Genomic DNA, 22,892 nt, shown 5'->3' on the forward strand with positions numbered 1-22,892 from the left:
AACACTCAATAGGATTAATCATGGCCATTTTTGAAGTTAAAGTTCCCCAGCTCTCTGAGTCCGTAGCAGAGGCTACTTTATTGCAATGGAAAAAGAAGGTCGGCGATGCAGTTGGTCAGGATGAAATCCTGATCGAAATTGAAACGGATAAAGTGGTCTTGGAAGTTCCAGCGCCATCTGCTGGCGTCATTACCGAGATTGTGGTTGCTGATGGCGGCACTGTTCTCGCCGAGCAGTTGATTGCAAAAATTGATAGTACTGCTGTTGCCTCTGCCCCTGTAGCCGCAGCTCCTTCACCTGCAGCAATTCCAGCTGTTGTTCCTGCTAAAGCCGCTCCTGTAGCAAAGTCATCTGCTGCTGCCGCTCCTTCAGCCGCAAAAATTCTTGCTGAAAACAATCTTGGCGCTAGTCAGGTTGCTGGTTCTGGTCGTGATGGTCGCGTGACTAAGGGTGATGCACTGAACGCCATTGCTGGCGGTGCAAAACCCGCTGCATTGCCAAGTGCCCCTATGCCATCAGGTGAACGTCCCGAAGAGCGTGTTCCAATGAGCCGCTTGCGTGCGCGTATTGCTGAGCGCTTACTCGAGTCTCAGGCAAACAATGCCATCTTGACCACCTTTAACGAAGTGAACATGGCCCCAGTCATTGCCATGCGCAACAAGTACAAAGATCAGTTTGAAAAAGTACATGGCGTGAAGTTAGGCTTTATGTCTTTCTTTGTTAAAGCCGCAACGCATGCACTGAAGAAGTTTCCGCTATTGAACGCTTCTGTTGACGGCAATGACATCATCTACCACGGCTACTTTGATATTGGCATTGCAGTGAGTTCCCCGCGGGGTTTGGTGGTTCCCATTTTGCGTGACGTTGACCAAATGAATTTAGCGGATATCGAGAAAAAGATTGCTGAGTTTGGTGCGAAAGCCCGTGAAGGGAAGTTGTCCCTAGAAGATTTAACTGGCGGCACATTCTCCATCTCTAATGGTGGTGTATTTGGATCGATGCTGTCTACTCCCATTATCAATCCTCCTCAGTCTGCTATTTTGGGGATTCATGCGACCAAAGAGCGTGCGGTAGTAGAGGACGGTCAGATCGTGATTCGTCCAATTAATTATTTGGCTTTGTCATACGACCACCGCATTATTGATGGTCGTGAAGCGGTGCTTGGTTTAGTTGCCATGAAGGATGCTTTAGAAGATCCCTCACGCCTCCTGCTGGATTTGTAAGGGGAAGATGATGAGTCAATCTTTTGATGTATTAGTAATCGGTGCAGGCCCTGGCGGATATATCGCTGCTATTCGGGCAGCACAACTGGGCTTTAAAGTCGCCTGCGCCGAATGGAATGCTTATGACGATCCCAAAGGCGAGCCCCGTTTAGGCGGTACCTGCCTTAACGTGGGCTGTATTCCTTCTAAGGCTTTGTTGGCCTCTTCTGAGGAATTTGAAAAGATCAATCATCACGCCGCAGATCACGGCATTACTGTTGGTTCAGTCAAGCTAGACTCCAGCAAAATGATCGCTCGTAAGGATGCGATTGTGACCAAGATGACCTCAGGGATTCAGTTCTTGTTTCGTAAGAACAAAATTACTTTACTTAAGGGCCATGCCTCATTTGTAGCTAAGGATGCTGATGGCTATCAAGTCAAGATTGACGGCAAAGACAAAGAAGTGGTGACTGCTAAGAATGTCATTATTGCCACCGGATCTAAAGCGCGTCATTTGCCGAATATTCCAATCGATAACGTCCTGATCAGCGATAACGAAGGTGGTCTTAAGTTCGACTCCATTCCGAAGAAGCTTGGCGTCATTGGAGCTGGCGTCATCGGTTTAGAGTTGGGCTCCGTATGGCGTCGCGTTGGTTCTGAAGTCACCATTCTTGAGGCATTACCCTCTTTCTTGGGCGCTTGCGATCAAGGGATTGCTAAAGAAGCGCATAAGATCTTTACGAAGCAAGGCCTCAAAATCAATATGGGTGTCAAGATTGGTGAAGTCAAGGCAGATAAAAAAGGGGTAGTGGTGAACTACACCGATAGCGAGGGCAAAGCGCAGAAATTAGAATGCGATCGCTTGATAGTTTCTGTTGGTCGTGTACCCAATACCGATAAGTTAGGACTTGATCAGATCGGTCTCAAAGTGGATGAGCGTGGTTTTATTCCAATCGATGAGCATACTTGCGCTACTGCAGCCCCTGGCGTTTATGCAGTAGGTGACGTAGTGCGTGGACCCATGCTCGCCCACAAAGCTGAAGATGAAGGCGTACTCGTTGCTGAAATCATTGCTGGTCAAAAGCCACACATTGATTACAACTGCATTCCTTGGGTGATTTACACCGACCCTGAAATTGCGTGGGTTGGCAAAAGCGAAGAGCAGCTTAAACAAGCGGGCATTGCTTACAAGGCTGGTCAGTTCCCCTTTGCTGCTAATGGTCGTGCATTAGGTATGAATCGGACCGATGGTTTTGTCAAAGTATTGGCTGATGAAAAAACCGATGAAATTTTGGGTGTGCATATTATTGGACCCAATGCCTCTGACCTGATTGCTGAAGCAGCTACAGCCATGGAATTTAAAGCGGCAGCCGAGGATATTGCTCGTATCTGCCATCCACATCCAAGCTTATCTGAAGTATTTCGTGAGGCAGCATTAGCGACAGATAAACGCGCATTAAACATGTAATTGAAAGTATTAGAGTATTACCATCAAGAGTTAAAGGCGCGCGGGTATCAAGGTGATCCCGCGCAGCTTGCTGCCATTGAGCGCTTACAGCGCTGCGAAAATGAGTGGGTTGCTTATAAAGAAATCCGTAGCAATGGCTTTAAAAAGAAACTCTTCCATCCGGATTTACCTCGGGGGGTCTATCTTTGGGGTGGCGTCGGTCGGGGTAAATCTTTTCTCATGGATTGCTTCTTTGCAGCCTCTCCTTTAGAAAAAAAGCTACGCATTCATTTTCATGAGTTCATGCGAGAAGTGCATCATGAGTTGCATGAGCTTTCGGGAATGTCTGATCCTCTAGACGAGCTTTCCAAGAGAATTGCTCAGCGCTATCGCCTGATTTGTTTCGATGAGTTTCATATTAATGACATTGCGGATGCGATGATTTTGTACCGTCTGCTTAGTGCACTCTTTGAAGATCGTGTCCAGTTTGTGATGACCTCAAACTATCAGCCTAGCGAACTCTATCCTAATGGCCTGCATCGTGATCGCTTGCTTCCTGCGATCAAACTCCTAGAAGAGCAGCTCGACGTGATGAATGTGGATGCTGGCAATGACTATCGACGAGTACAAATGGCTCAGGTTCAGGCTTATCTCACGCCTGTCAATGCGGGCACCCAGTCCATCTTGATGCAAATGTTTAAGACCTTGATTGGCAATCAAAAGGAAACAGTGCGTCCCGTTCTGCGGATTGAGTCTAGAGAGTTGAGGCCTCTCCACATGGCCGAAGGAGTAGTGTGGTTTGATTTTCAAACCTTGTGTTGTGGCCCGCGCTCCCAAAATGATTATCTGGAAATTGCCAAGCGCTTTCATACGGTCATTTTGTCTGGAGTGCCTTATATGCCCCCGAGAATGACCAATGAAGCAAGACGTTTTATTTGGCTGATTGATGTCCTTTATGACCATAAAATCAAATTAATCCTCTCTGCAGAGCTGCCCGCGGTTGATTTGTATACCGAGGGTCAAATTACCAGCGAGTTCTCCAGAACAGTTTCTCGCTTAATTGAGATGCAAAGCCGTGCTTACCTAGATGCACCTCGCCGGGTAATTGATACCAGCTTGACCTAAAATAGGTTCATGACCAGTATTTCTACCCTAAATGCCGATTTACATTGCCACTCGGTGGTTTCTGATGGAACCTTGACTCCCGAGCAATTAGCAGAGCGTGCCTATAAAAACGGTGTCCATTTATGGGCATTGACTGATCACGATGAGTTGGGTGGCCAGGAGAGGGCTCGCATTGCAGCTGGCTCTCTGGGTATGGATTATCTTGGTGGTGTTGAGATCTCAGTAACTTGGATGGGGCAGACCATTCACATTGTGGGACTTGGTATTGATGCCACTCACGCTGGAATTCTCGAGGGATTGCGAAGGACTCGTGAAGGCCGTGGTAACCGTGCCAAGCAGATGGCCGAACAATTATTAAAAGCGGGGATTCCAGGTGCTTATGAGGGTGCCCTGCATTTTGCAGGAAATCATGACTTAATTTCTCGCACCCACTTTGCCCGTTTTCTAGTTGAGCAGGGCATCTGTCGTGATACAGATCATGTGTTTAAAAACTACTTAGTTGAGGACAAACCCGGCTATGTGCCACATCTCTGGGCAACCCTAGATGATGCGGTAGCCTGGATTAAGTCGGCAGGGGGCGCTGCTGTGATCGCTCATCCTGGCCGGTATAAGTTAAACGCAATGCAGATGGATGCGCTTTATAGGCATTTCAAAGAAATCGGCGGCATAGCAATCGAAGTGATTACCGGTAGTCATAGTCCGCATCAATATCAAACCTATGGCAAGATTGCCCAGCACTATGGTTTTTTGGCTTCTCGGGGGTCTGACTTTCATGATCCGAAAGAAAGTCATATGGATCTGGGTGCCTTGCCCCATTTGCCTGATCATTTAACCCCAGTATGGACGCTGTTCCACTGAGCCTGTATTTATACATAACCGTTTCATTTACCTTTAAAGAATAACGATCAAGATGTTTGCAGAACGCGTTCTCTCTGGCATGCGACCAACCGGTAGCTTGCACCTGGGCCATTACCATGGCGTTTTAAAGAATTGGGTTCGCTTGCAGTCTGAGTATCCTTGTTTCTTTTTTGTAGCAGACTGGCATGCCTTAACGACTCACTACGAAACCCCAGATGTGATTGAACAATCTGTTTGGGATATGGTGATTGATTGGCTGGCTTGTGGTGTTGATCCCAATCAGGCCACGCTATTTATTCAGAGCAAAGTGCCTGAGCATGCTGAGCTTTTCTTGTTATTGTCGATGGGCACCCCCTTAGGTTGGCTTGAGCGAGTGCCTACCTACAAGGATCAAATTGAAAAGCTCAAAGAAAAGGATCTACAGACCTATGGTTTCCTGGGCTATCCCTTGCTTCAAGCGGCTGACATTCTGATCTATCGCGCGCAATTTGTGCCGGTGGGTGAGGACCAAGTGCCGCATGTGGAGATGACGCGTGAAGTAGCCCGCCGTTTTAATTATCTGTATGGACGCGAGCCTGGCTTTGAAGAGAAAGCACTTGAGGCCGTCAAAAAATTAGGCAGTAAGCGTGCCAAGATGTACGCTGAACTCCGTGTGGCATACCAGGAGCGGGGCGATGATGAGGCTTTAGAGCAAGCTAAGGCATTGCTTCAAGAGGCACAAAGTCTTTCCATGGCGGATCGGGAAAGATTATTTGGTTTCTTGGAAGGCGCTCGCAAAATTATTCTGCCAGAGCCACAAGCGCTGCTGACCTCTGCGTCACGCATGCCCGGTATTGACGGACAAAAAATGTCGAAGTCTTATGGCAATACGATTAGCATTCGTGAAAAACCAGAAGAAGTGATTCGCTCTATTCGTACTATGCCGACAGATCCTGCGCGGGTTCGTAGAACGGATCCAGGAGATCCTGCGCGTTGCCCTGTATGGCAGTTGCATACCGTCTATTCCAATGAAGAGACTAAAGCTTGGGTTCAAAAAGAATGTCAGTCAGCCGGCATCGGTTGCCTGGAATGTAAGCAGCCCGTGATTGACGCGATTCTTGCCGAGCAACAACCCATGTTTGAGCGTGCACAGAAATATTTAGATGATCCTAGTTTGCTGCGCTCTATCATTGCTGATGGTGGTGATCAAGCACGCAAAGTTGCTCAGGAAACCATGCGTGAGGTCCGTGAGTGTATGGGGCTAGCGTACGACTAAGGCCACTTCTTTGTTCCCAGGACATGATTTGATTGCAGAAGCTTCTACTTGGGTGAGACGTTTTGCCCCAGTCATTCCAAAGGGTGGGATCGTCTTGGATCTGGCTTGTGGTACTGGTAGGCATACCGCGTTAATGGCATCTCTTGGCCACACCGTGCTGGCAATTGATCAAGATGTTTCAGCAGTTCAACTTCTACAAAGTGACTCAATTCAAATCCTTGGGCTCAATCTTGAGGCTTCTAATTGGCCATTGCTAGGTCGGCAGTTTTCCGGGATTATCGTGACGAATTACCTCTACCGGCCATTTTTGGATGAATTGCCCCAAATGCTCATTGAGGGTGGCGTCTTGATCTATGAAACCTTTGCGGATGGGAATGCCGCATTTGGCAAACCCTCAAATCCGGATTTCTTACTAAAGCCGGGGGAATTGCTTGCTTTGGCTGGGGGAGCTGGGCTGAAAGTGATCGCCTATGAAGATATTTACGTAGATCAGCCTAAACCAGCCATGGTTCAGCGGATTTGTGCCGTAAAAGGGCATTTAAATGAACCCATTCCGTTACAATTTGTTGGTTAACCATCAGATAATCTAGACCCATTCAGTGACTTATAGCAGCCAATCAAACGCCCATAAAAAGCCGATCGCTGGCAGCATGCCGGCCATTGTGACGCCGATGTTCGAGGACGGCAGCTTGGATTTTCCTGCCCTACGTTCTTTGCTCGATTGGCATGTGGCGGAAGGTTCAGATGGCATTGTGATTGTCGGTACTAGTGGCGAGTCTCCAACGGTTTCTGTGGAAGAGCACTGTGAGCTGATTAAAGTCACCGTTGAGCAGATTGCAGGACGAATCCCCGTTATCGCCGGAACAGGCGGTAACTCCACCACTGAGGCGATTGAACTCACCCAGTTTGCAAAATCGGTTGGCGCCGATGCTAGCTTGCAAGTTGTCCCTTATTACAACAAGCCAACTCAAGAGGGCATGTATGCTCACTTTATGAAGATAGCTGAGTCGGTTGATTTACCGGTCATTCTATATAACGTCCCCGGCAGAACGGTTGCAGATCTTGCTGGAGAGACCACAGTTCGTCTCGCTGCAGTACCTGGCATCATTGGGATTAAAGATGCCACCGGTAGTATCGAGCGCGGCACCTTACTGCTGGCTGATTTACAGCGCGCGGGGCATGCTGATTTCTCCGTATTTTCTGGTGACGACTTGAGTGCTGCGATGTTGATGTTGATGGGGGGCAAAGGGAATATTTCGGTGACTGCCAATATCGCACCTCGTTTAATGCACGATTTGTGTCAGGCAGCGATGTCGGATGATGTCCTTAAGGCGCGTGCGATTCAATATCAATTACTGGCCGTTCATAAAGCCATGTTTACTGAGGCAAACCCGATTCCTGTGAAATGGGCCTTGCATGAAATGGGCAAAGTCACAGCCGGAATTCGTTTACCGTTAACCCCTTTAAGCGTTGCCTTACGTGAACCTTTAAAGACTGCAATGTTACAGGCCGGCTTACTATGATGAATTTGATGCAACTCCTGCGTAAGTACTGCGCCTCTTTTTTGATTGTCACTATCTCAGCCCTTGGTTTGGTTGCTTGTAAGTCTGTTACGACCAACGATACAGTGGACTACAAGTCTGCCGGCGCTGTTCGTGGACCCAATTTATCGTATCCACCTGACTTGATTACCGCTCAAGCAGATCGTCGCTATATTGTTCAAGATGGCTCTGCCACGATGTCTGAGTACAACGCTGCGGTGAAAAAATCTGTACAGATGCGCAAGAATGTGATGACGGGGATTCCTGGCATGCGTATTGCTCGTGATGGCGAGCGCCGTTGGTTGGTAGTGGATAAGCCAGCTCCAGAACTGTATCCCCAGGTGAAAGATTTCTGGCAAGAGAACGGCTTTTTATTGGTCATCGATTCACCGTCGACTGGCATTATGGAAACTGACTGGGCTGAGAACCGCGCCAAGATTTCTCAAGACTTCATTCGCTCCACTCTTGGTAGTATGTTGGATTCTCTTTACGATACTGGTGAGCGTGATAAATATAAAACCCGCCTTGAGGTTATTAACCCAGATCAGACGGAGATTTATATTACTCAGCGTGGCGCGCTGGAAAAATGTACAACGGATGCTACCGGTAACTGCATCTCAACCATTTGGACTTCACGACCTAATGACCCTGAGCTCGAGGCCGTCTTCCTGGCGCGTTTGATGGAGCGTCTTGGCATGACCCAAGAGCAGGCTAAAGCTCAAGTAGCTTTACCTTTGGGCCCTAAAACGCCTAAGGCTAAGTTGGTTCAGGAAGGCGTGAACACAGCTCATATTGAAATGGCAGCAGGTTTTGATCGTGCCTGGCGCGATGCCGGACTTGCCTTAGATCGCTCAAACTTTACGGTTGAAGATCGTAACCGCGCTAACGGTATTTACTATGTTCGTTATGTCAATCCAAAAGATTTAGGCGACACCAAAGGCTTCTTCTCGAATCTATTTAGTAGCAAGGATGATTCCAGTTTGAAGGCCAAGAAATATTTAGTGGTCGTTAAATCAACAGGGGATAATTCCTCAAGCGTTTACGTTCAAGGCGCAGATGGAAAGCCTGAAAATACCGCTGCTGGATTACAGCTCTTAACTTTACTGACTGAGCAGATGCAGAGATAGCCTCTATAAGCTCATTAATTTTAGTCAAATAAAAAAGCCGCTTTTCAGCGGCTTTTTTTCTTCAAGAAGAAGATTACTTCTTAGCGTCAGCTGCTGGAGCAGCAGCAGGTGCGGCAGGTGCAGCAGCGGCAGCAGGAGCGTCAGCAGCTGAAGCTGCAGCAGCAGGAGCAGCAGGAGCAGCTTCTACAGGTTTTGCTTCTTCTTTCTTACCGCAAGCGGCCAAAGCGATTGCCAACATTGCTACGAGTGCTAGTGACTTCTTCATTTGTAATTTCCTCTTAAAAATGATCATTAATAACCGGTTATTGATACTAGGAATGCACAGGGTTCGCCCTTAGATACTTTCCAGAAAGCATTATAGCCATGTATTTATACGCTATTTAAAATTTAGCCAACCTGCCTTGAAGGCTTCAAAGAGGCTGTTGTCTAGCCCTATTTTGCCCGATCTATCGATCAGCTGTTTATGGGCTGCAAGGGTGTACCAAGCCCTTGCAGTTGATGCGGTCTGGCCAGCAGTCATATTTTCTCCATTGCAGTAAATGGTTTTCCCGATGGCAATGAGCCGGGTTTGAGGGTGGGGGATTAATACCTGCTTTTCTAATAGACGCTTAAATTCTTCAAGGGATTGGATATTAATTGAACCATCAAAATAAGCCTGAGGTTTAGGTTCACTCAGGTAGGCAGCAATTCCAGGAAGAAATGTCTCTACTTGATCCAGTTTGAGACCTTGCAATTTTTGAGCTACCTGCTGAATCAGCTCTTCTGGAAGTTGCTCTGCTGAGCTGGTCGCTTGTTGCTTGGGGTCAGCAAAATGTTGCTCTAGCCCTGGAATATCCTCGAGCGATTCGGCTAGGCGCCATAAGCCCTCCTGAAGCATTTCTTTGAAGCTTTGTGCCCTAAATCCTACTGACCAAGTTTGGCAGCCTGCATCCAAGGCAATTCCCTCATGGGCTATGTGAGGAGGTAGGTAGAGCATATCGCCCGGCTCTAAATCCCACTCTTGCTCCACTTTAAAATCTTGCAAAATTTTTAATGGAAGATCAGGATTTAAGGTTAAATCGCTTTGCTCTGAAATGCGCCATTTTCTGCGGCCAGACATCTGAATCAAGAAGACATCATAAGAGTCAAAATGGGGTCCAACACCACCACCGGGACCTGCAATGCTAATCATGAGGTCATCTAAGCGCGCGTCGGGAATAAAGCGAAACCAAGCCAGCACTTTGGCTGCTGCTGGATGCTGAGCTTCCATACTTTGGAGTAGCAGCGTCCAGTCGGGTGAGTCTAGCGACGGAATGGATTTCTTCTTAAATGGACCATGAGTAATACTCCAGGGCTTAGCTTGAATTAACCTCGCCTCGACTAGATCGCTCCCGGCAATCTTCAATAGCTCTTCTGGAGAAATTGGGCTACCGAGTGGCTCCCCAATTTGTTTTGCAAGTGCAAAAGCAGGCACAGCCCCCCGAATCAATAGTGGCTTTTTATGCCAATGCCTTTTCATGAACTGTTGGGGGCTAATGCCTCCTAGGAGAGCCCAAGGACAATCTAGAGGGAGGTTTTGGGGAGCCTGGGGTGGATCATAAGGCTTACTCAAGTAAAATGAGGTCATATTAGTAAGAGGCCGTTTAAATCACAATGTTGAATGAATTACGCATGAAGATCGAAAAAAATACCGTTGTATCCCTGCGCTACAAATTAACCGATGCGCAAAATAATATTATCGAGGAACCAGAGTCACCGATGGTATACCTGCATGGTGGATATGAGGGTACTTTTCCCAAGATTGAAACCTTATTGGATGGCCAGGATCTTGGCTATGAGGCCAGTATTCAGCTGGAACCTAGCGAGGCCTTTGGTGAATATGATCCAGAGCTCCTAAAGATTGAGCCACGCGCACGCTTTCCGGAGCCTTTGGAGATCGGCATGCAGTTCGAAGGCGTTCCGGATGCTGAGGAAGAGGGCGATGCTGATGAAGTAGATGATGAGCCCTTAATCTATACAGTTACCGATGTAGCTGATAGTCAAGTGGTGCTAGACGGCAATCACCCCTTGGCAGGAATGGCACTGAGATTCTGGGTGCAGGTAGAGGACATTCGCGCGGCCACAGATCAAGAGATAGAAAACCGCTACCCTGAAGGTGCTGAAGCTTTCGCTTTCGGAATGCCCAGTGATAATGAGGACGATGCAGATGATTTAGATGATGGTGAAGACGAATTGCCCATTAGATCGTCACCTACTCTGCATTAACTGATTCTTAGTTACTCTTTCAGCCATTCTTTTAAGGCGCCAAGATCGCGTTTTGTGCCACTAGATTCATTGGAATCTGATGCTGGTGCATTGCCAAGTTTCGCTAAAACTTTCTCCAGCGCTGCAATTTTGGCTTCTTGCTCGAGAGTGGCATCAATCAAGCCCTTCAAAGCCATCGAGACTGGATCGTCCACATTGGGCGTCACTCCATAGGCTTGGAAATATTCTTTGGCTTTGCTTTCAGGCGTACTTGCCTGGGGTAACTCAGGCTGCAGGACGCGTGCAGGTATCCCTACTGCAGTCGCCCCAGCCGGAATTTCTTTCAATACGACGGCGTTTGATCCAACGCGCGCGCCATCACCAACCGTAAAGCCTCCAAGAACTTTAGCGCCAGCACTAATGACTACGCCTTTGCCTAGAGTAGGGTGGCGCTTGACACCTTTATATAAAGAAGTGCCCCCTAAGGTAACGCCTTGGTAGATCGTGCAATCATCACCAATTTCTGTAGTTTCCCCAATCACGATACCAAGGCCGTGATCTAGAAAAACGCGGCGCCCAATCTTTGCTCCAGGGTGGATTTCAATACCCGTAATCAAGCGGGATACCATCGACAGTATCCGAGCGATCAACTTTAAACCGAGATTCCATAGGAAATGCGATGCCCTATGAATCCATACCGCATGCAAACCGGGGTAGCAGATAACGACCTCGAGCCGATTTCTGGCGGCTGGGTCTCGAACGATGATGGAGTCGACTTCGTCGAAAAGTGCATTAAACATCTGCTGATTTTAACGGGTAAAGGCTGATTTTATTTCCTCAAGAGCATCTGCTTGGCAATTCCGCGCAGGAGATCGATCTCTTCCTTGTGCAGGCGAGTCCTTGCAAATAGCGCCTGTAAGCGAGGCATCAGCTTCTTAGGGTTGTCTGGGTCGAGATAATCAATTGCCTCAAGTCCTGCACGCCAGTGCTCTAGCATTGCGGCCACGGCTGTAGGATCTGCATAGTCAATTGGTTCAGCTGCCATCAACTCTGCAACCCCCCCCAAAGTCTCCCTGAGGGTAAAGGCGCACACCATGACGGCTTGTGCGAGGTTAAGGGAGGGATAGAGCGGATTGGCATCTAGCCACACCCGATGAGTACAGAGTGAGAGGTGGTGGTTATCTAGACCCGTGCGCTCTGGACCAAATAGGAGCGCTACCCGTTGCTTGCCTGCAATCGCAGTCTTAATCAGGGGGCGAGCGGCTTGCCAATCTAGTGCTGGTGGCCCGAATTCTCGATCACGACTAGTGAGACCTAAAACCAGGGCGCAGTCTTGAACGGCCGATTCAAGGTTGGGGGATTCTTGGCTAGATTCCAAAATATCGGCTGCACCACTCGCCAGAGCAATTGCCTCAGGCATCTTCGCAACCCCAGTGATCTTTGGATTAATGAGTTGCAAATCTTGAAAACCCATTGTTTTCAGGGCGCGCGCTGCGGAGCCTACATTTCCAGGATGGCTGGTTTCGACCAAAACCCAGCGCAATAATTGAGCTTGAGCGGTGTTCATTACGGTAGGAAATCTCTAAGAGCTTGGGGGTTCACAGGGGCAATCGTTTAGAATCATCTAGTTAGCTCCTTATTGTCATGCAGTTTGCAATTTGCTGAGCTTGTTCTTATTTAATTTGTCCATCAAAACTATGCATCCCATGTTAAATGTGGCCGTCAAGGCTGCCCGTCGTGCCGGAACCGTAATTAATAGGGCCTCTCTCAATCTCGAGCGCCTGCAGGTAGATCGTAAGCAACACAACGATTTTGTAACTGAGGTGGACAGACAGGCTGAAGCAGCCATTATTGAAACACTCAGCGAGGCCTACCCATCTCACGGCTTTTTGGCTGAAGAAACCGGCGCTCAAAATATCGATGCAGAAAATATCTGGATCATCGATCCTTTAGATGGCACTACCAACTTTATCCATGGCTTTCCACAATATGCTGTGTCGATTGCCCTATCTGTCAATGGAGTGACTCAGCAAGCTGTTGTCTATGACCCAACGCGTGATGAGCTTTTTACTGCCACTCGCGGCGCAGGTGCGTATTTAGATCGTCGGCGCTTGCGGGTTGCCACTCAAGATCGTCTGGCAAATTGCCTTCTGGGCACGGGCTTTCCTTATCGTGAAGATCAAGATTTAGAAAAGTATTTAAAAGTCTTTGGTGATATGTCGCGCCAATGTGCAGGTCTTCGTCGTCCCGGAGCTGCTTCTCTAGACTTAGCTTATGTTGCTGCTGGTCGTTACGATGGATTCTTTGAGAGCGATCTCAAGCCATGGGATATGGCTGCTGGTGCTTTATTGATTACCGAGTCTGGCGGCCTCATTGGCAATTACCGTGGCGAAGAAGGCTTCTTGCAGAGTGGTGAAGTGATGTGCGCTAATCCCCGCATCTTTGCTCAGATGGTGCAGTGCTTAAATAAATACTCCAACTGCTAACGCATATAAAATTACGTTGAACGTAATTTATGAGTTGAATGACCTGTATTAGGCTTTGACCAAATCGGTGTACTGAACGCCATCTCGATCAATGAGTAATGCACTCGCTCGGGGTTTGACCCCTTCAGGATGATCCAAATCCCAGTCTGATAAAACCCAGCGTTGCCATTCTTGAGTTTGAAAATGCTCTTGATGATGGGCGGGTAGATGGGTATGCCCATGAATCAATCGATTGCCATTCTGATTTCTCAATACCGCAGCACACGCTACTAAGGTGACATCCATCTTCGCCTGCAACCCCTCGACTTTGTATTGAACTGCGCGCTGGTATTGGATGCCACTATTACTACGCAGGCGATTGGCAACAGAGCGACGCCAATGCAGAGGAAGCCTTAAGAATAATTTTTGAATCCAAGGTTTACGAACCCAAGATCGAAAGACTTGGTAACCTATATCAGCAGTGCAGAGGGAGTCGCCATGGCATAGAACATATTCCTGACCAGCGATTGCTATCTTGCTGGGATCGCTCATGAGCGTCATGCCGGTCTTGCTTAAGAAGCGTGCACCGATCAGAAAGTCCCGATTGCCATGCAAGTAATAGGTTTTTACTTTGGTAGAAAGGATTGCTAGGGCGCGCTTGACTTCTAGCTGAAAGGGGGAGTGCAGTGCGGCATCATCGCCTACCCAATACTCAAAAAGGTCGCCCAAGATAAATACGGCCTCTACCTTGGGGGCCTCTTTTTCGCAAAAGTCGAAGAATCGTTGTGCCGTCAAAGGCATTGACGGCGTGAGATGCAAATCCGAAATGAGCAAGGCGCTCGCGTATTGCGGAATCATTCCTCGAGGACGGTTGCCTTTTCAATCACAACATCTTCAGCAGGAACGTCTTGATGAAACCCAGAGCTACCCGTTTTCACTTTACGAATGATATCGACGACATCCTGGCCATCAGTTACTTTCCCGAATACTGCATAGCCCCAGCCTTGGGCATTGGGTGCTGTGTGGTTCAAGAAATCGTTGTCATTCACATTAATAAAAAATTGTGCCGTAGCCGAATGCGGGTCGCTCGTGCGGGCCATAGCCACCGTGCCGCGATCATTTTTCAAACCATTATTTGCTTCATTTTCAATTTGAGCGCCAGAAGATTTTTCTTTCATCCCAGCAGTCATGCCACCACCTTGAACCATGAAATTATCAATTACGCGATGAAAGATCGTGCCATCGTAGTGACCAGATTTGACATACTGTAAAAAATTGCTCACTGTCTTAGGCGCTTTGACAGCATCGAGAGTGAGGGTGATATCACCCTGATTGGTTTTCAGTAGAACTTTAGCCATGATGAATGCACTTTCTGATGAGTTAGTAGATAAAACGATGAAAAATTATTTCGGGCCAGATGGCTCTGGAGAAGCAGGTATTGTTTGCATTGTTGGCGCAACGATCTTTTTGGTGGGCTTGAGTATTTCCATTAATGCTTTTGCGCGATTGGTATATTGGCGTTGATTGAGGGCTGCATCTTTGGCTGCATTATCGTAGGCTTGGACGCCAAGGCGAATATAAACTTCACCTAAATTCGCTGAGGCAACGGTATAGCTGGGACGCAATTTCAAGGCAAGTTCTAAATAGTCTCTTGCTTCAATCCAGTTCTCCTGATTTGCTGCCAGCGCCGCTAAGTTGTTATAGGGCTCAGGAAGCTCCGGAAATTGCTGGGTGATCTCAACTAAAGTCTTTTTGGCCTCCGCCCACTGACGCATTTCAATCTGCATCCGTGCTTTGACATAACGTAACTGCACATTCCCGGGCGTTTTCTTTAATTGCTTATTAATTAGGTCAATTGCCTCGGGATATTTCTTCGCTTTCACCAGCTTTTCGATGTCAGATGGAACGCCGTTTTTGGTGACTGGATCTGGTTCAATAATTAAAAACGATAAAAAAGGAACCGCTACAGAGTCTGATAACTCAGCATTAAATTGATCATATCCCGCACCGTTATCTGTCAGTCTGGGTGGGTCATTGGGGCCGTAGGATCCTAGATAAGGGGATTGAACAGTGGGTGTGTTTCCTCCAGGAGTGGCATTGAGAGCCTTGATTTCAGCATTCGCGAGTTGCTGACCTGGAGTGCTGCATCCAGCCAGGCAGAACAGGGCAAAAATAGAACTGATCCCACTAAAGAGGGCAGGGCGGAGGGCAAAAAGGTTAACTGGCATAGAGGGTGGGGTGAAAAACTGGCTCATTCGATATACTCAGCGCTCAGTCTAACAAATTGGCGTTACTTGCCCCCTTTTATAGTCCCTATGCTGCAAATCTATAACACCCTCAGTCGTTCTAAACAGGTATTTAAGCCTATCGAGCCCGGCAAGGTGAAGCTGTATGTCTGCGGGATGACGGTGTATGACTTTTGCCATATCGGGCACGCCCGAGTCCTGATTGTGTTTGATATGGTGGTGCGCTGGTTACGAGCCAGTGGCTATGAGGTCATTTATGTCCGCAATATTACCGATATTGATGACAAGATCATCAATCGGGCTATTGAAAATGGCGAGCCTATTGCTGCTTTGACCCAACGTTTTATTGACGCCATGCATGCCGACTCCGAAGAGTTGGGGCTAATGCACCCCGATCATGAGCCTCGCGCCACAGATTACATTATGCAAATGCAGGGAATCATTGGCCGTTTGATTGAAAAAGAACTGGCCTATGAAGGGGAGAATGGCGACGTCAATTTTGCAGTGCGCTTATTTCCGGGCTACGGCCGTCTTTCCGGAAAGTCATTAGATGACTTAAATGCTGGTGAGCGTGTTGCGGTTAGTGGCGGCAAGCGGGACCCCTTGGACTTTGTGTTGTGGAAAAGCGCTAAAGCAGAAGAGCCAGAAGATACCCGCTGGCATTCCCCTTGGGGTGAAGGTCGTCCGGGGTGGCATATTGAATGTTCTGCAATGTCCTGCGATTTATTGGGTGAGCATTTTGATATTCACGGAGGCGGAGCGGATTTGCAGTTCCCGCATCATGAAAATGAGATTGCGCAAAGTGAAGGTGCTTTATATGGTCAAGAGCACAAGTCTAGTGATGCGCCCTTTGTAAATTATTGGATGCACAACGGCCATATTCGGGTAAATGAAGAGAAGATGTCCAAGTCACTCGGCAACTTTTTCTTAATTCGAGATGTTCTCAAACAATTTGATCCTGAAGTATTGCGATTTTTCATGTTACGCGCTCACTATCGCAGCCCCATTAACTATAGCGATGCTCAGCTTGAGGAGGCGCGCGCTGGTTTAGTTCGGCTGTATACCGCGCTATCACAAGTTTCTTTAAGCAATCCGCCTGCAGACCTTCATGCGGCTTGGGTCCAGCGCTTTGCGGATGCAATGAATGACGACTTTAATACCCCCGAGGCTATCGCTACGCTATTTGATCTAGCGAGTGAGATTAATCGTGTGCAGGGGGAAGAGAAGACCCAATTAGCCCACACCTTAAAGGCACTTTCAGCAAACTTACATTTTTTACAGCGTGACCCAATCCACTTTTTACAAGCGGGTTCTCGTGGTAGCGAAGCAGGTTTATCTGCTGAATATATTGAAGAGCAAATTGCCGCTCGTTTATCTGCTAAACAAGCAAAAGATTTTGCGGCAGCTGACTTAATTCGTAAGAGTTTGCTTGAGCAGGGCGTAGTATTGGAAGATAAAGCAGGCGGCATCACGGAATGGCGTAAAAGCTAAATCGATGAGTGCAGTTTAGAGGCGCAGTGATTCAGCAGATTAAGTGATAGAGAATATATTTTGAGTAAAGCGGTAAAGCAATCGATTCATGAAGAGGTAGCTCCAGAATATTGGGATCAAGCTTGCACTGAGCTCATGAAGCATGACCGTATCTTGAAGAAAATTATTCCCAAACATGGGCCTGGTTTTTTAATCACGCGGGGCGATGCTTTCACGACGCTGGCTAGATCGATCGTGGGTCAGCAGATCTCGGTGGCAGCAGCCCAGTCTGTTTGGAATAAAGTCCTCTTAGCCTCAAAGGCCAAAGTCAACCCTAAAAATATTCTTGCTTTAACGGTAGAAGAGTTACGCGCAGCGGGTCTTTCTGGCCGGAAAGTGGAATACATTCGTGATTTAGCCGAACACTTTGATTCTGGCCGTCTACATGCCAATCAGTGGCAAGGTATGGAAGATGAGGCCATCATTAAGGAATTGAGCGCAATTCGGGGAATTGGCCGCTGGACAGCGGAAATGTTCCTGATTTTTAATATGGTGAGACCGAATATCCTCCCCTTAGATGATGCAGGGCTTATTAAGGCTATTTCCCTCAATTATTTCAGTGGGGAGCCAGTCAGCAGGCATGAGGCCCGAGAAGTTGCTGCTAATTGGACCCCTTGGCAGACAGTAGCCACTTGGTATATGTGGAGAAGTATCGACCCTATCGCCATTGAACATTAAAATCGAGCTATGAAAACGACTTTCCTAGATTTTGAGCAATCAATTGCTGAGCTTGAGTCCAAGATTGAAGAGCTGCAATTTGTGCAAGATGAATCATCGGTAGACATCTCCGATGAGATCAAAACGCTGACTGAAAAAAGTCAGCAACTCACTAAAGATATTTACGCCAACCTCAGTCCTTGGCAGGTGTCGCAAGTGGCACGCCATCCTCAGCGTCCTTATACTTTAGATTATGTGAATGCATTGTTTACCGATTTTCATGAGCTGCATGGCGATCGCAATTTTGCGGATGACCAATCCATCATTGCAGGCTTAGCGCGTTTTGATAATCAACCTTGCATGGTGATTGGCCATCAAAAAGGTCGTGATACCAAAGAGCGTGCTTTAAGAAACTTTGGCATGAGTCGCCCAGAAGGCTATCGTAAGGCAATGCGCTTAATGCGTTTGGCCGAGAAATTTAAATTACCCGTATTTACGTTTGTGGATACTCCAGGTGCATTTCCCGGAATTGATGCGGAAGAGCGTAACCAATCGGAAGCGATTGGTCGCAACTTATATGTTCAGGCGGAATTAGAGGTGCCGATCATCGCCACCATTATTGGTGAGGGTGGTTCTGGAGGTGCATTGGCCATTGCCATGGGTGATGTGGTCTTGATGTTGCAAAACTCAACCTACTCCGTGATCTCTCCTGAAGGTTGCGCTTCTATTCTTTGGAAGACAGCTGATAAGGCGCCTGAAGCTGCTGAGCAACTTGGCTTAACTGCGCAACGATTAAAGACCTTGGGCTTAATTGATAAGATTGTGGCTGAACCTACTGGTGGGGCCCACCGTGACTATGATGTCATGATGACGAGCATGCGCAAGGCCTTAACTGAGTCACTCAAGACCTTCGATGGTATGAAAGTGGATGCGCTACTAGAGCGTCGCCATGAACGTTTGATGAGCTATGGCAAGTTCAAAGAAATCGAAACCAAGTCCTAAGATATTTCCTTTGGCGGATTCAATGGCAACGCCAACAACAGCCAAACGAATCGCGCTTGCCTTAAGTGGGGGTCTAGATTCGGTTGTGTTACTCGATACGGTTTGCAAGGTATTTCAAGCGAATCAAACTTCTAAAAAACCTACTGAAGTGTGGGTATTTCATATTCATCATGGTTTACAGAAACCCGCTGATGCATGGCTCGAGTTTTGTGAAAAGCTAGCTAAAAAATATGGCGCTCATTTTGATTTCCGTCTTCTCCATTTCATGGATAAGACACAAGGTAATATCGAGGCGCGAGCACGGGCGGAACGCTATGATGCTTTGACTGACCTCTGTATTGAGCACGGCATCAATGATCTCTTGCTGGCCCATCATCAGAATGACCAAGCGGAAACTATTTTGCTGCAACTCTTGCGAGGTGCTGGTGTAGCAGGGCTATCTGGTATGCCATTAGAGCGGATAAACACGGCTGACGGTCTCTCGATTACTTTGTGGCGCCCGCTATTAAATCAAAATAGGGCTGAGCTCGAAGCCTATGCTAAGCAACATAAACTCAAATGGGTAGAAGATCCTAGCAATCAAGATCTTCGACATCGACGCAACGCGATTCGTAAAGACATTATTCCGAGATTAGAAAAAATTCAGCCAGGTGCCATCTCTAATTTAGCGCGTAGTGCTGAGTTGCTGGCCCATTCCCAAGCACTACTCGATCGCTTAGCGATGCAAGATGGCAGAGAGATGATTCTCGGAGTTGCCCTAAAGCTCAAGCCACTCTTAGCTCTCGCGAGGTCTGATAAACCGGCTGCCAATAATGTCATGCGTTATTGGTTAAAGTTAAATGAACTGGCAATGCCATCTCAAGAGCGACTAGAGTCGTGGTGGAAAGATCTGTTGGCGGTGAAGCAGGATTCCAGTTTGGAATGGCATCACGACGAGCGGAGCATTCGTCTTTGGCGTGGCATCTTACAAGTCGCTCATGCTCAAACGGGTGAGTGGATTTTCAAGGATATTGCGCCACGCAGTAAATTGCTTGGCCTGCCTGCTGCTTGGGTTAGTCAGGCTCAGCAACGGGGACTGATCGAGCAAAGACAGCGCCTTGGGGCGGAAAAGATTCAAATTAAACCCCACGGCCCTCGTAAAACGCTGAAGAATCTATTTCAGGAGTCAGATACGCCGCCCTGGGAGCGCCAAGCAACACTTCTCTATATCAACGATGAGCTCATCGCAGTAGCGGGAGTAGGAGTAAGTTATCCACATTTGGTATCAACCGGAAAAAGAGTCCTGCCCCAGTGGCTTGATAAGCCATAGTGCTGATAAAACCCTGTAAAATAAGCCCCTTTTAGACCCTAGGGAATGTTTTTCCCTTCAAATAGACAATACGACTCTTTTTATGGCACTCATCGTTCATAAGTATGGCGGCACCTCAATGGGCTCAGTGGAGCGCATTCAGAATGTGGCTAAACGCGTTGCCAAGTGGATGCGTGCAGGTCACCAAGTCGTCATTGTGCCTTCGGCCATGTCAGGCGAGACCAATCGTTTACTCGGTTTGGCAAAAGACATTAATCCTGATGCAAATGGTCGTGAGCTCGATCAAATTGCTTCAACTGGAGAGCAGGTAAGTTCTGGCCTCTTGGCTTTAGCATTACTGCGTGAGGGTGTTGATGCAGTTAGTTATGCAGGTTGGCAAGTGACCGTCCATACGGACTCCTCCTTTACGAAAGCCCGCATCAAGAGCATTGATGATCAGAAAATTTTGGCCGACCTTAATGCTGGTCGTGCTGTGGTGGTGACTGGTTTTCAGGGTGTTGATCCCAATGGCAACATCACGACTTTAGGTCGTGGCGGATCCGATACATCAGCAGTGGCAGTGGCTGCAGCCCTGAAAGCAGATGAATGCCTGATCTACACCGATGTCGATGGTGTTTACACGACTGATCCTCGCGTCTGTGAAGATGCGCGTCGCCTAGATCACATTACCTTTGAAGAAATGCTAGAAATGGCCAGTCTTGGATCAAAGGTATTGCAGATTCGTTCAGTAGAGTTTGCTGGGAAGTATAAAGTTAAAACCCGAGTTCTGTCATCACTGACAGATCCTTTGATGCCCCTTGATCAAGAGATGAAGTCGGGCACCTTGATTACATTTGAAGAGGACAGCACTATGGAAGCCGCAGTTATTTCCGGCATCGCCTTTGCGCGTGATGAAGCCAAAATTACCGTTTTGGGTGTTCCTGATCGCCCAGGTATCGCTTATCAAATTTTGGGTCCGATTGCGGATGCCAACATTGATGTCGACATGATTATTCAGAATCAATCTTTTGAAGGTAAGACTGACTTTACTTTTACAGTGCCGCGTGCTGATTATCAAAAAGCATTGGACTTGCTCAAGAGCAATGTTCAATCACATATTGAAGCCAAAGAAATTAATGGCGACCCGAAGGTTTCTAAGGTATCCGTGGTAGGTGTAGGTATGCGCTCCCATGTTGGGGTTGCCAGCAAGATGTTCCGCACTTTATCGGAAGAGGGCATCAATATCTTGATGATCTCTACCAGTGAAATCAAGATTTCCGTAGTGATCGATGAGAAATATATGGAGTTGGCTGTACGCGCTCTCCATAAGGCCTTCGAGCTCGATCAGAAGTAATTGATGTAATAAAACTGCAGTAAATCCCTCGGTTTGGCGGAATCCGTTAAACTACAGGGCGTTGTAAATGCATTAATACGGAGACGTGGCCGAGCTGGTCGAAGGCACTCCCCTGCTAAGGGAGCATCGGGGCTAAAACTCTGATCGGAGGTTCGAATCCTCTCGTCTCCGCCAGGACCTTACATGGATAAAGCCCTTCGGGGCTTTTTTCATTTCCGCTTGCTATTTTAAGGGCCTTTTGATTTCTCTAGGCAATTCGAATGCTAGCTATAAACTAAGCTATAAGTCAAACTTCTATTCTTTAGTAAATTTTTTATGGCGATTTTCAAAAAACTTGTGACTAGCAAAAAATCTTTAGTTGCTGGACTATTTCTATTGATTTGCCTGCCTGGATTTGCCCAAAATATTCAATACGGGGTAAGACCATTTTATTTAATTGAGGCTATGAAAGAAGGGCCTTTAAAAAGTAAGTTAAAAAGTTGTGTCGACAACACTCCCCATCGGACCTCATTCTCCATAGCGCATCGTGGTGCCCCCTTAGAATTTCCTGAGCATACGGTTCAGTCTAATCAAGCCGCTGCTTTGATGGGAGCTGGTATTTTTGAATGTGACATTACCTTTACCAAAGACAAGCAATTGGTTTGTCGTCATAGCCAAAATGATTTACAGGCAACTACCAATATATTGTTGACTCCCTTACAAGACAAGTGCACTAAACCTTTTAGCGCTGCGAATGGCACACAGCCTGTGGTAGCGGAGTGTCGCACTACGGACATTACTCTGAAGGAATTTAAAACCCTACGCGGAAAGATGGATGGGTTCAATAAAAATGCTAAAGATATTCAGTCGTATATGGCAGGTACACCGTCTTGGAGGACTGAATTGTATTCAGGGACAGGCGGAACTCTGTTAACGCATCAGGAATCCATCGCCTTATTTAAACAATTTGGCGGAAAATTTACCCCAGAATTAAAAGAGGCAGTTGTGCCTATGCCTTACATGGGTTTTACCCAAGAACAATATGCCCAAGCTCTGATTGATGAGTATAAGCAGGCTGGCATTCCCCCTAAGGATGTTTTTCCACAATCATTTAATTTGAATGATGTGTTGTACTGGGTGAACAAAGAGCCTGAGTTTGGAAAGCAGGCCATTTATTTGGATGGCCGCTATGAGCAGAAAGGGTTTAACGCTGCCCAACCTGAAATGCTACAGCCAACCATGCAAGAGCTCTATTTAAAAGGGGTTCGATATATCGCCCCTCCTATTTGGGTTTTGCTGACAACTGATGGCAATGGTGACATCGTTCCTTCGGCTTATGCTAGAGCAGCAACGGATGCCGGATTGCATATTATTACTTGGTCCCTAGAGCGTGATGGACCAATGAATAAGGGCGGAGGGTGGTATCACCAGTCAATTAAATCTGCCATTCATTCCGATGGTCAAATTTATGAGGTTTTAGATGTTTTAGCTAAGCAAGTTGGTATCAAAGGAATCTTTTCTGACTGGCCTGCAACCGTGACTTACTACGCCAATTGCATGGGATTTAATTAAACGGAGCAAGGCTCTAATAAG

At 47.3% G+C, this 22,892-nt stretch carries 23 protein-coding genes and 1 tRNA gene; 17 read left to right on the forward strand and 7 right to left on the reverse strand.

Translation table 11 applies throughout. From position 1 onward, the window contains the following. The first annotated feature begins 20 nt into the window (after positions 1 to 20). The 8 genes from odhB to bamC all read left to right on the forward strand — a co-directional run bounded on the left by odhB (position 21) and on the right by bamC (position 8,555). Positions 21 to 1,223 (forward strand): 2-oxoglutarate dehydrogenase complex dihydrolipoyllysine-residue succinyltransferase, encoded by a 1,203-nt coding sequence (odhB, locus tag ICN15_RS07805; protein ID WP_216202151.1) that lies wholly within the window; start codon positions 21 to 23, stop codon positions 1,221 to 1,223. 10 nt (positions 1,224 to 1,233) lie between these two features. Then, positions 1,234 to 2,670 (forward strand): dihydrolipoyl dehydrogenase, encoded by a 1,437-nt coding sequence (lpdA, locus tag ICN15_RS07810; protein ID WP_216202152.1) that lies wholly within the window; start codon positions 1,234 to 1,236, stop codon positions 2,668 to 2,670. Beyond that, positions 2,671 to 3,774, forward strand: a complete 1,104-nt coding sequence (gene zapE, locus ICN15_RS07815; RefSeq protein WP_216202153.1) for a cell division protein ZapE — start codon at positions 2,671 to 2,673, stop codon at positions 3,772 to 3,774. It abuts the gene before it with no gap. Between the two features lie 9 nt (positions 3,775 to 3,783). Continuing rightward, positions 3,784 to 4,632, forward strand: a complete 849-nt coding sequence (locus ICN15_RS07820) for a 3',5'-nucleoside bisphosphate phosphatase (protein ID WP_216202154.1) — start codon at positions 3,784 to 3,786, stop codon at positions 4,630 to 4,632. 52 nt (positions 4,633 to 4,684) lie between these two features. Beyond that, positions 4,685 to 5,887 (forward strand): tryptophan--tRNA ligase, encoded by a 1,203-nt coding sequence (locus ICN15_RS07825; RefSeq protein ID WP_216202155.1) that lies wholly within the window; start codon positions 4,685 to 4,687, stop codon positions 5,885 to 5,887. A gap of 10 nt (positions 5,888 to 5,897) precedes the next feature. Further along, positions 5,898 to 6,461, forward strand: a complete 564-nt coding sequence (locus ICN15_RS07830; RefSeq protein ID WP_216862821.1) for a bifunctional 2-polyprenyl-6-hydroxyphenol methylase/3-demethylubiquinol 3-O-methyltransferase UbiG — start codon at positions 5,898 to 5,900, stop codon at positions 6,459 to 6,461. A 76-nt stretch (positions 6,462 to 6,537) separates the two neighbouring features. After that, positions 6,538 to 7,410, forward strand: coding sequence for a 4-hydroxy-tetrahydrodipicolinate synthase (gene dapA / locus ICN15_RS07835; protein WP_216202381.1), 873 nt, complete (start codon positions 6,538 to 6,540; stop codon positions 7,408 to 7,410). After that, complete coding sequence (bamC, locus tag ICN15_RS07840; protein ID WP_216202156.1) at positions 7,407 to 8,555, forward strand: outer membrane protein assembly factor BamC; 1,149 nt, start codon at positions 7,407 to 7,409, stop codon at positions 8,553 to 8,555. Before dapA ends, bamC begins: the two co-directional genes overlap by 4 nt. Positions 8,556 to 8,628: 73 nt before the next feature. Here bamC and ICN15_RS07845 read toward each other — a convergent pair whose 3' ends face one another. Together ICN15_RS07845 and ICN15_RS07850 are read right to left on the reverse strand one after the other, a co-directional pair. Further along, positions 8,629 to 8,820, reverse strand: a complete 192-nt coding sequence (locus ICN15_RS07845) for a hypothetical protein (RefSeq protein WP_216202157.1) — start codon at positions 8,818 to 8,820, stop codon at positions 8,629 to 8,631. 111 nt (positions 8,821 to 8,931) lie between these two features. After that, on the reverse strand, positions 8,932 to 10,053 hold the full coding sequence (locus tag ICN15_RS07850) for a cupin domain-containing protein (RefSeq protein WP_255532928.1): 1,122 nt from the start codon (positions 10,051 to 10,053) through the stop codon (positions 8,932 to 8,934). 152 nt (positions 10,054 to 10,205) lie between these two features. Between ICN15_RS07850 and ICN15_RS07855 the strand changes: the two genes are divergently transcribed. Continuing rightward, the gene (locus ICN15_RS07855; protein ID WP_216202159.1) at positions 10,206 to 10,799 is read left to right on the forward strand and encodes a peptidylprolyl isomerase; all 594 of its coding nucleotides are present in this window, start codon (positions 10,206 to 10,208) and stop codon (positions 10,797 to 10,799) included. Positions 10,800 to 10,810: 11 nt separating this feature from the next. Here the strand turns inward: ICN15_RS07855 and cysE are convergent, their stop codons facing one another. Together cysE and ICN15_RS07865 are read right to left on the reverse strand one after the other, a co-directional pair. Continuing rightward, on the reverse strand, positions 10,811 to 11,578 hold the full coding sequence (gene cysE / locus ICN15_RS07860; RefSeq protein ID WP_216202160.1) for a serine O-acetyltransferase: 768 nt from the start codon (positions 11,576 to 11,578) through the stop codon (positions 10,811 to 10,813). Between the two features lie 29 nt (positions 11,579 to 11,607). Further along, entirely contained in the window at positions 11,608 to 12,345 is a 738-nt protein-coding gene (locus tag ICN15_RS07865; protein WP_216202161.1) for an RNA methyltransferase, read from the reverse strand. Between the two features lie 130 nt (positions 12,346 to 12,475). Between ICN15_RS07865 and ICN15_RS07870 the strand changes: the two genes are divergently transcribed. Then, positions 12,476 to 13,264, forward strand: coding sequence for an inositol monophosphatase family protein (locus ICN15_RS07870; protein ID WP_216202162.1), 789 nt, complete (start codon positions 12,476 to 12,478; stop codon positions 13,262 to 13,264). 48 nt (positions 13,265 to 13,312) lie between these two features. On the opposite strand, the gene ICN15_RS07875 is transcribed toward ICN15_RS07870, so the two are convergent. The 3 genes from ICN15_RS07875 to ICN15_RS07885 are packed head-to-tail and all read right to left on the reverse strand — an operon-like array spanning position 13,313 to position 15,498. Then, the gene (locus ICN15_RS07875) at positions 13,313 to 14,101 is read right to left on the reverse strand and encodes a UDP-2,3-diacylglucosamine diphosphatase (RefSeq protein WP_216202163.1); all 789 of its coding nucleotides are present in this window, start codon (positions 14,099 to 14,101) and stop codon (positions 13,313 to 13,315) included. Further along, positions 14,098 to 14,601: a peptidylprolyl isomerase gene (locus ICN15_RS07880; RefSeq protein ID WP_216202164.1), complete on the reverse strand. Its 504-nt coding sequence runs from the start codon at positions 14,599 to 14,601 to the stop codon at positions 14,098 to 14,100. Before ICN15_RS07880 ends, ICN15_RS07875 begins: the two co-directional genes overlap by 4 nt. Before the next feature lie 45 nt (positions 14,602 to 14,646). After that, complete coding sequence (locus ICN15_RS07885; protein ID WP_216202165.1) at positions 14,647 to 15,498, reverse strand: lipopolysaccharide assembly protein LapB; 852 nt, start codon at positions 15,496 to 15,498, stop codon at positions 14,647 to 14,649. Positions 15,499 to 15,558: 60 nt separating this feature from the next. Here ICN15_RS07885 and cysS point away from each other — a divergent pair, with 60 nt between their 5' ends. The 7 genes from cysS (at position 15,559) to ICN15_RS07920 (ending at position 22,871) form a co-directional block, all read left to right on the forward strand. After that, positions 15,559 to 16,980 (forward strand): cysteine--tRNA ligase, encoded by a 1,422-nt coding sequence (gene cysS, locus ICN15_RS07890; protein WP_216202166.1) that lies wholly within the window; start codon positions 15,559 to 15,561, stop codon positions 16,978 to 16,980. A gap of 60 nt (positions 16,981 to 17,040) precedes the next feature. Then, positions 17,041 to 17,697: a DNA-3-methyladenine glycosylase gene (locus tag ICN15_RS07895; RefSeq protein WP_216862822.1), complete on the forward strand. Its 657-nt coding sequence runs from the start codon at positions 17,041 to 17,043 to the stop codon at positions 17,695 to 17,697. A gap of 9 nt (positions 17,698 to 17,706) precedes the next feature. Beyond that, the gene (locus tag ICN15_RS07900; RefSeq protein ID WP_216202167.1) at positions 17,707 to 18,678 is read left to right on the forward strand and encodes an acetyl-CoA carboxylase carboxyltransferase subunit alpha; all 972 of its coding nucleotides are present in this window, start codon (positions 17,707 to 17,709) and stop codon (positions 18,676 to 18,678) included. 22 nt (positions 18,679 to 18,700) lie between these two features. After that, positions 18,701 to 19,987: a tRNA lysidine(34) synthetase TilS gene (gene tilS, locus ICN15_RS07905; RefSeq protein ID WP_216202168.1), complete on the forward strand. Its 1,287-nt coding sequence runs from the start codon at positions 18,701 to 18,703 to the stop codon at positions 19,985 to 19,987. A gap of 82 nt (positions 19,988 to 20,069) precedes the next feature. Beyond that, complete coding sequence (locus ICN15_RS07910) at positions 20,070 to 21,320, forward strand: aspartate kinase (protein ID WP_216202169.1); 1,251 nt, start codon at positions 20,070 to 20,072, stop codon at positions 21,318 to 21,320. 79 nt (positions 21,321 to 21,399) lie between these two features. Further along, positions 21,400 to 21,494 (forward strand) — tRNA-Ser (locus tag ICN15_RS07915). Positions 21,495 to 21,656: 162 nt separating this feature from the next. Further along, positions 21,657 to 22,871, forward strand: coding sequence for a glycerophosphodiester phosphodiesterase family protein (locus ICN15_RS07920; RefSeq protein WP_370625432.1), 1,215 nt, complete (start codon positions 21,657 to 21,659; stop codon positions 22,869 to 22,871). Positions 22,872 to 22,892 lie beyond the last annotated feature (21 nt).

The sequence above is a fragment of the Polynucleobacter sp. CS-Odin-A6 genome (assembly GCF_018882095.1).
Lineage (GTDB): Bacteria > Pseudomonadota > Gammaproteobacteria > Burkholderiales > Burkholderiaceae > Polynucleobacter.

Bases quoted from the DNA above. Each gene is read 5' to 3' on its own strand.
- odhB (WP_216202151.1), top strand. From the start codon at position 21: ATGGCCATTTTTGAAGTTAAAGTTCCCCAGCTCTCTGAGTCCGTAGCA.
- lpdA (WP_216202152.1), top strand. From the start codon at position 1,234: ATGAGTCAATCTTTTGATGTATTAGTAATCGGTGCAGGCCCTGGCGGA.
- ICN15_RS07820 (WP_216202154.1), top strand. From the start codon at position 3,784: ATGACCAGTATTTCTACCCTAAATGCCGATTTACATTGCCACTCGGTG.
- ICN15_RS07825 (WP_216202155.1), top strand. From the start codon at position 4,685: ATGTTTGCAGAACGCGTTCTCTCTGGCATGCGACCAACCGGTAGCTTG.
- dapA (WP_216202381.1), top strand. From the start codon at position 6,538: ATGCCGGCCATTGTGACGCCGATGTTCGAGGACGGCAGCTTGGATTTT.
- bamC (WP_216202156.1), top strand. From the start codon at position 7,407: ATGATGAATTTGATGCAACTCCTGCGTAAGTACTGCGCCTCTTTTTTG.
- ICN15_RS07845 (WP_216202157.1), bottom strand. From the start codon at position 8,820: ATGAAGAAGTCACTAGCACTCGTAGCAATGTTGGCAATCGCTTTGGCC.
- ICN15_RS07850 (WP_255532928.1), bottom strand. From the start codon at position 10,053: ATGAAAAGGCATTGGCATAAAAAGCCACTATTGATTCGGGGGGCTGTG.
- ICN15_RS07855 (WP_216202159.1), top strand. From the start codon at position 10,206: ATGAAGATCGAAAAAAATACCGTTGTATCCCTGCGCTACAAATTAACC.
- cysE (WP_216202160.1), bottom strand. From the start codon at position 11,578: ATGTTTAATGCACTTTTCGACGAAGTCGACTCCATCATCGTTCGAGAC.
- ICN15_RS07865 (WP_216202161.1), bottom strand. From the start codon at position 12,345: ATGAACACCGCTCAAGCTCAATTATTGCGCTGGGTTTTGGTCGAAACC.
- ICN15_RS07870 (WP_216202162.1), top strand. From the start codon at position 12,476: ATGCATCCCATGTTAAATGTGGCCGTCAAGGCTGCCCGTCGTGCCGGA.
- ICN15_RS07875 (WP_216202163.1), bottom strand. From the start codon at position 14,101: ATGATTCCGCAATACGCGAGCGCCTTGCTCATTTCGGATTTGCATCTC.
- ICN15_RS07880 (WP_216202164.1), bottom strand. From the start codon at position 14,601: ATGGCTAAAGTTCTACTGAAAACCAATCAGGGTGATATCACCCTCACT.
- ICN15_RS07885 (WP_216202165.1), bottom strand. From the start codon at position 15,498: ATGAGCCAGTTTTTCACCCCACCCTCTATGCCAGTTAACCTTTTTGCC.
- cysS (WP_216202166.1), top strand. From the start codon at position 15,559: ATGCTGCAAATCTATAACACCCTCAGTCGTTCTAAACAGGTATTTAAG.
- ICN15_RS07900 (WP_216202167.1), top strand. From the start codon at position 17,707: ATGAAAACGACTTTCCTAGATTTTGAGCAATCAATTGCTGAGCTTGAG.
- tilS (WP_216202168.1), top strand. From the start codon at position 18,701: ATGGCAACGCCAACAACAGCCAAACGAATCGCGCTTGCCTTAAGTGGG.
- ICN15_RS07910 (WP_216202169.1), top strand. From the start codon at position 20,070: ATGGCACTCATCGTTCATAAGTATGGCGGCACCTCAATGGGCTCAGTG.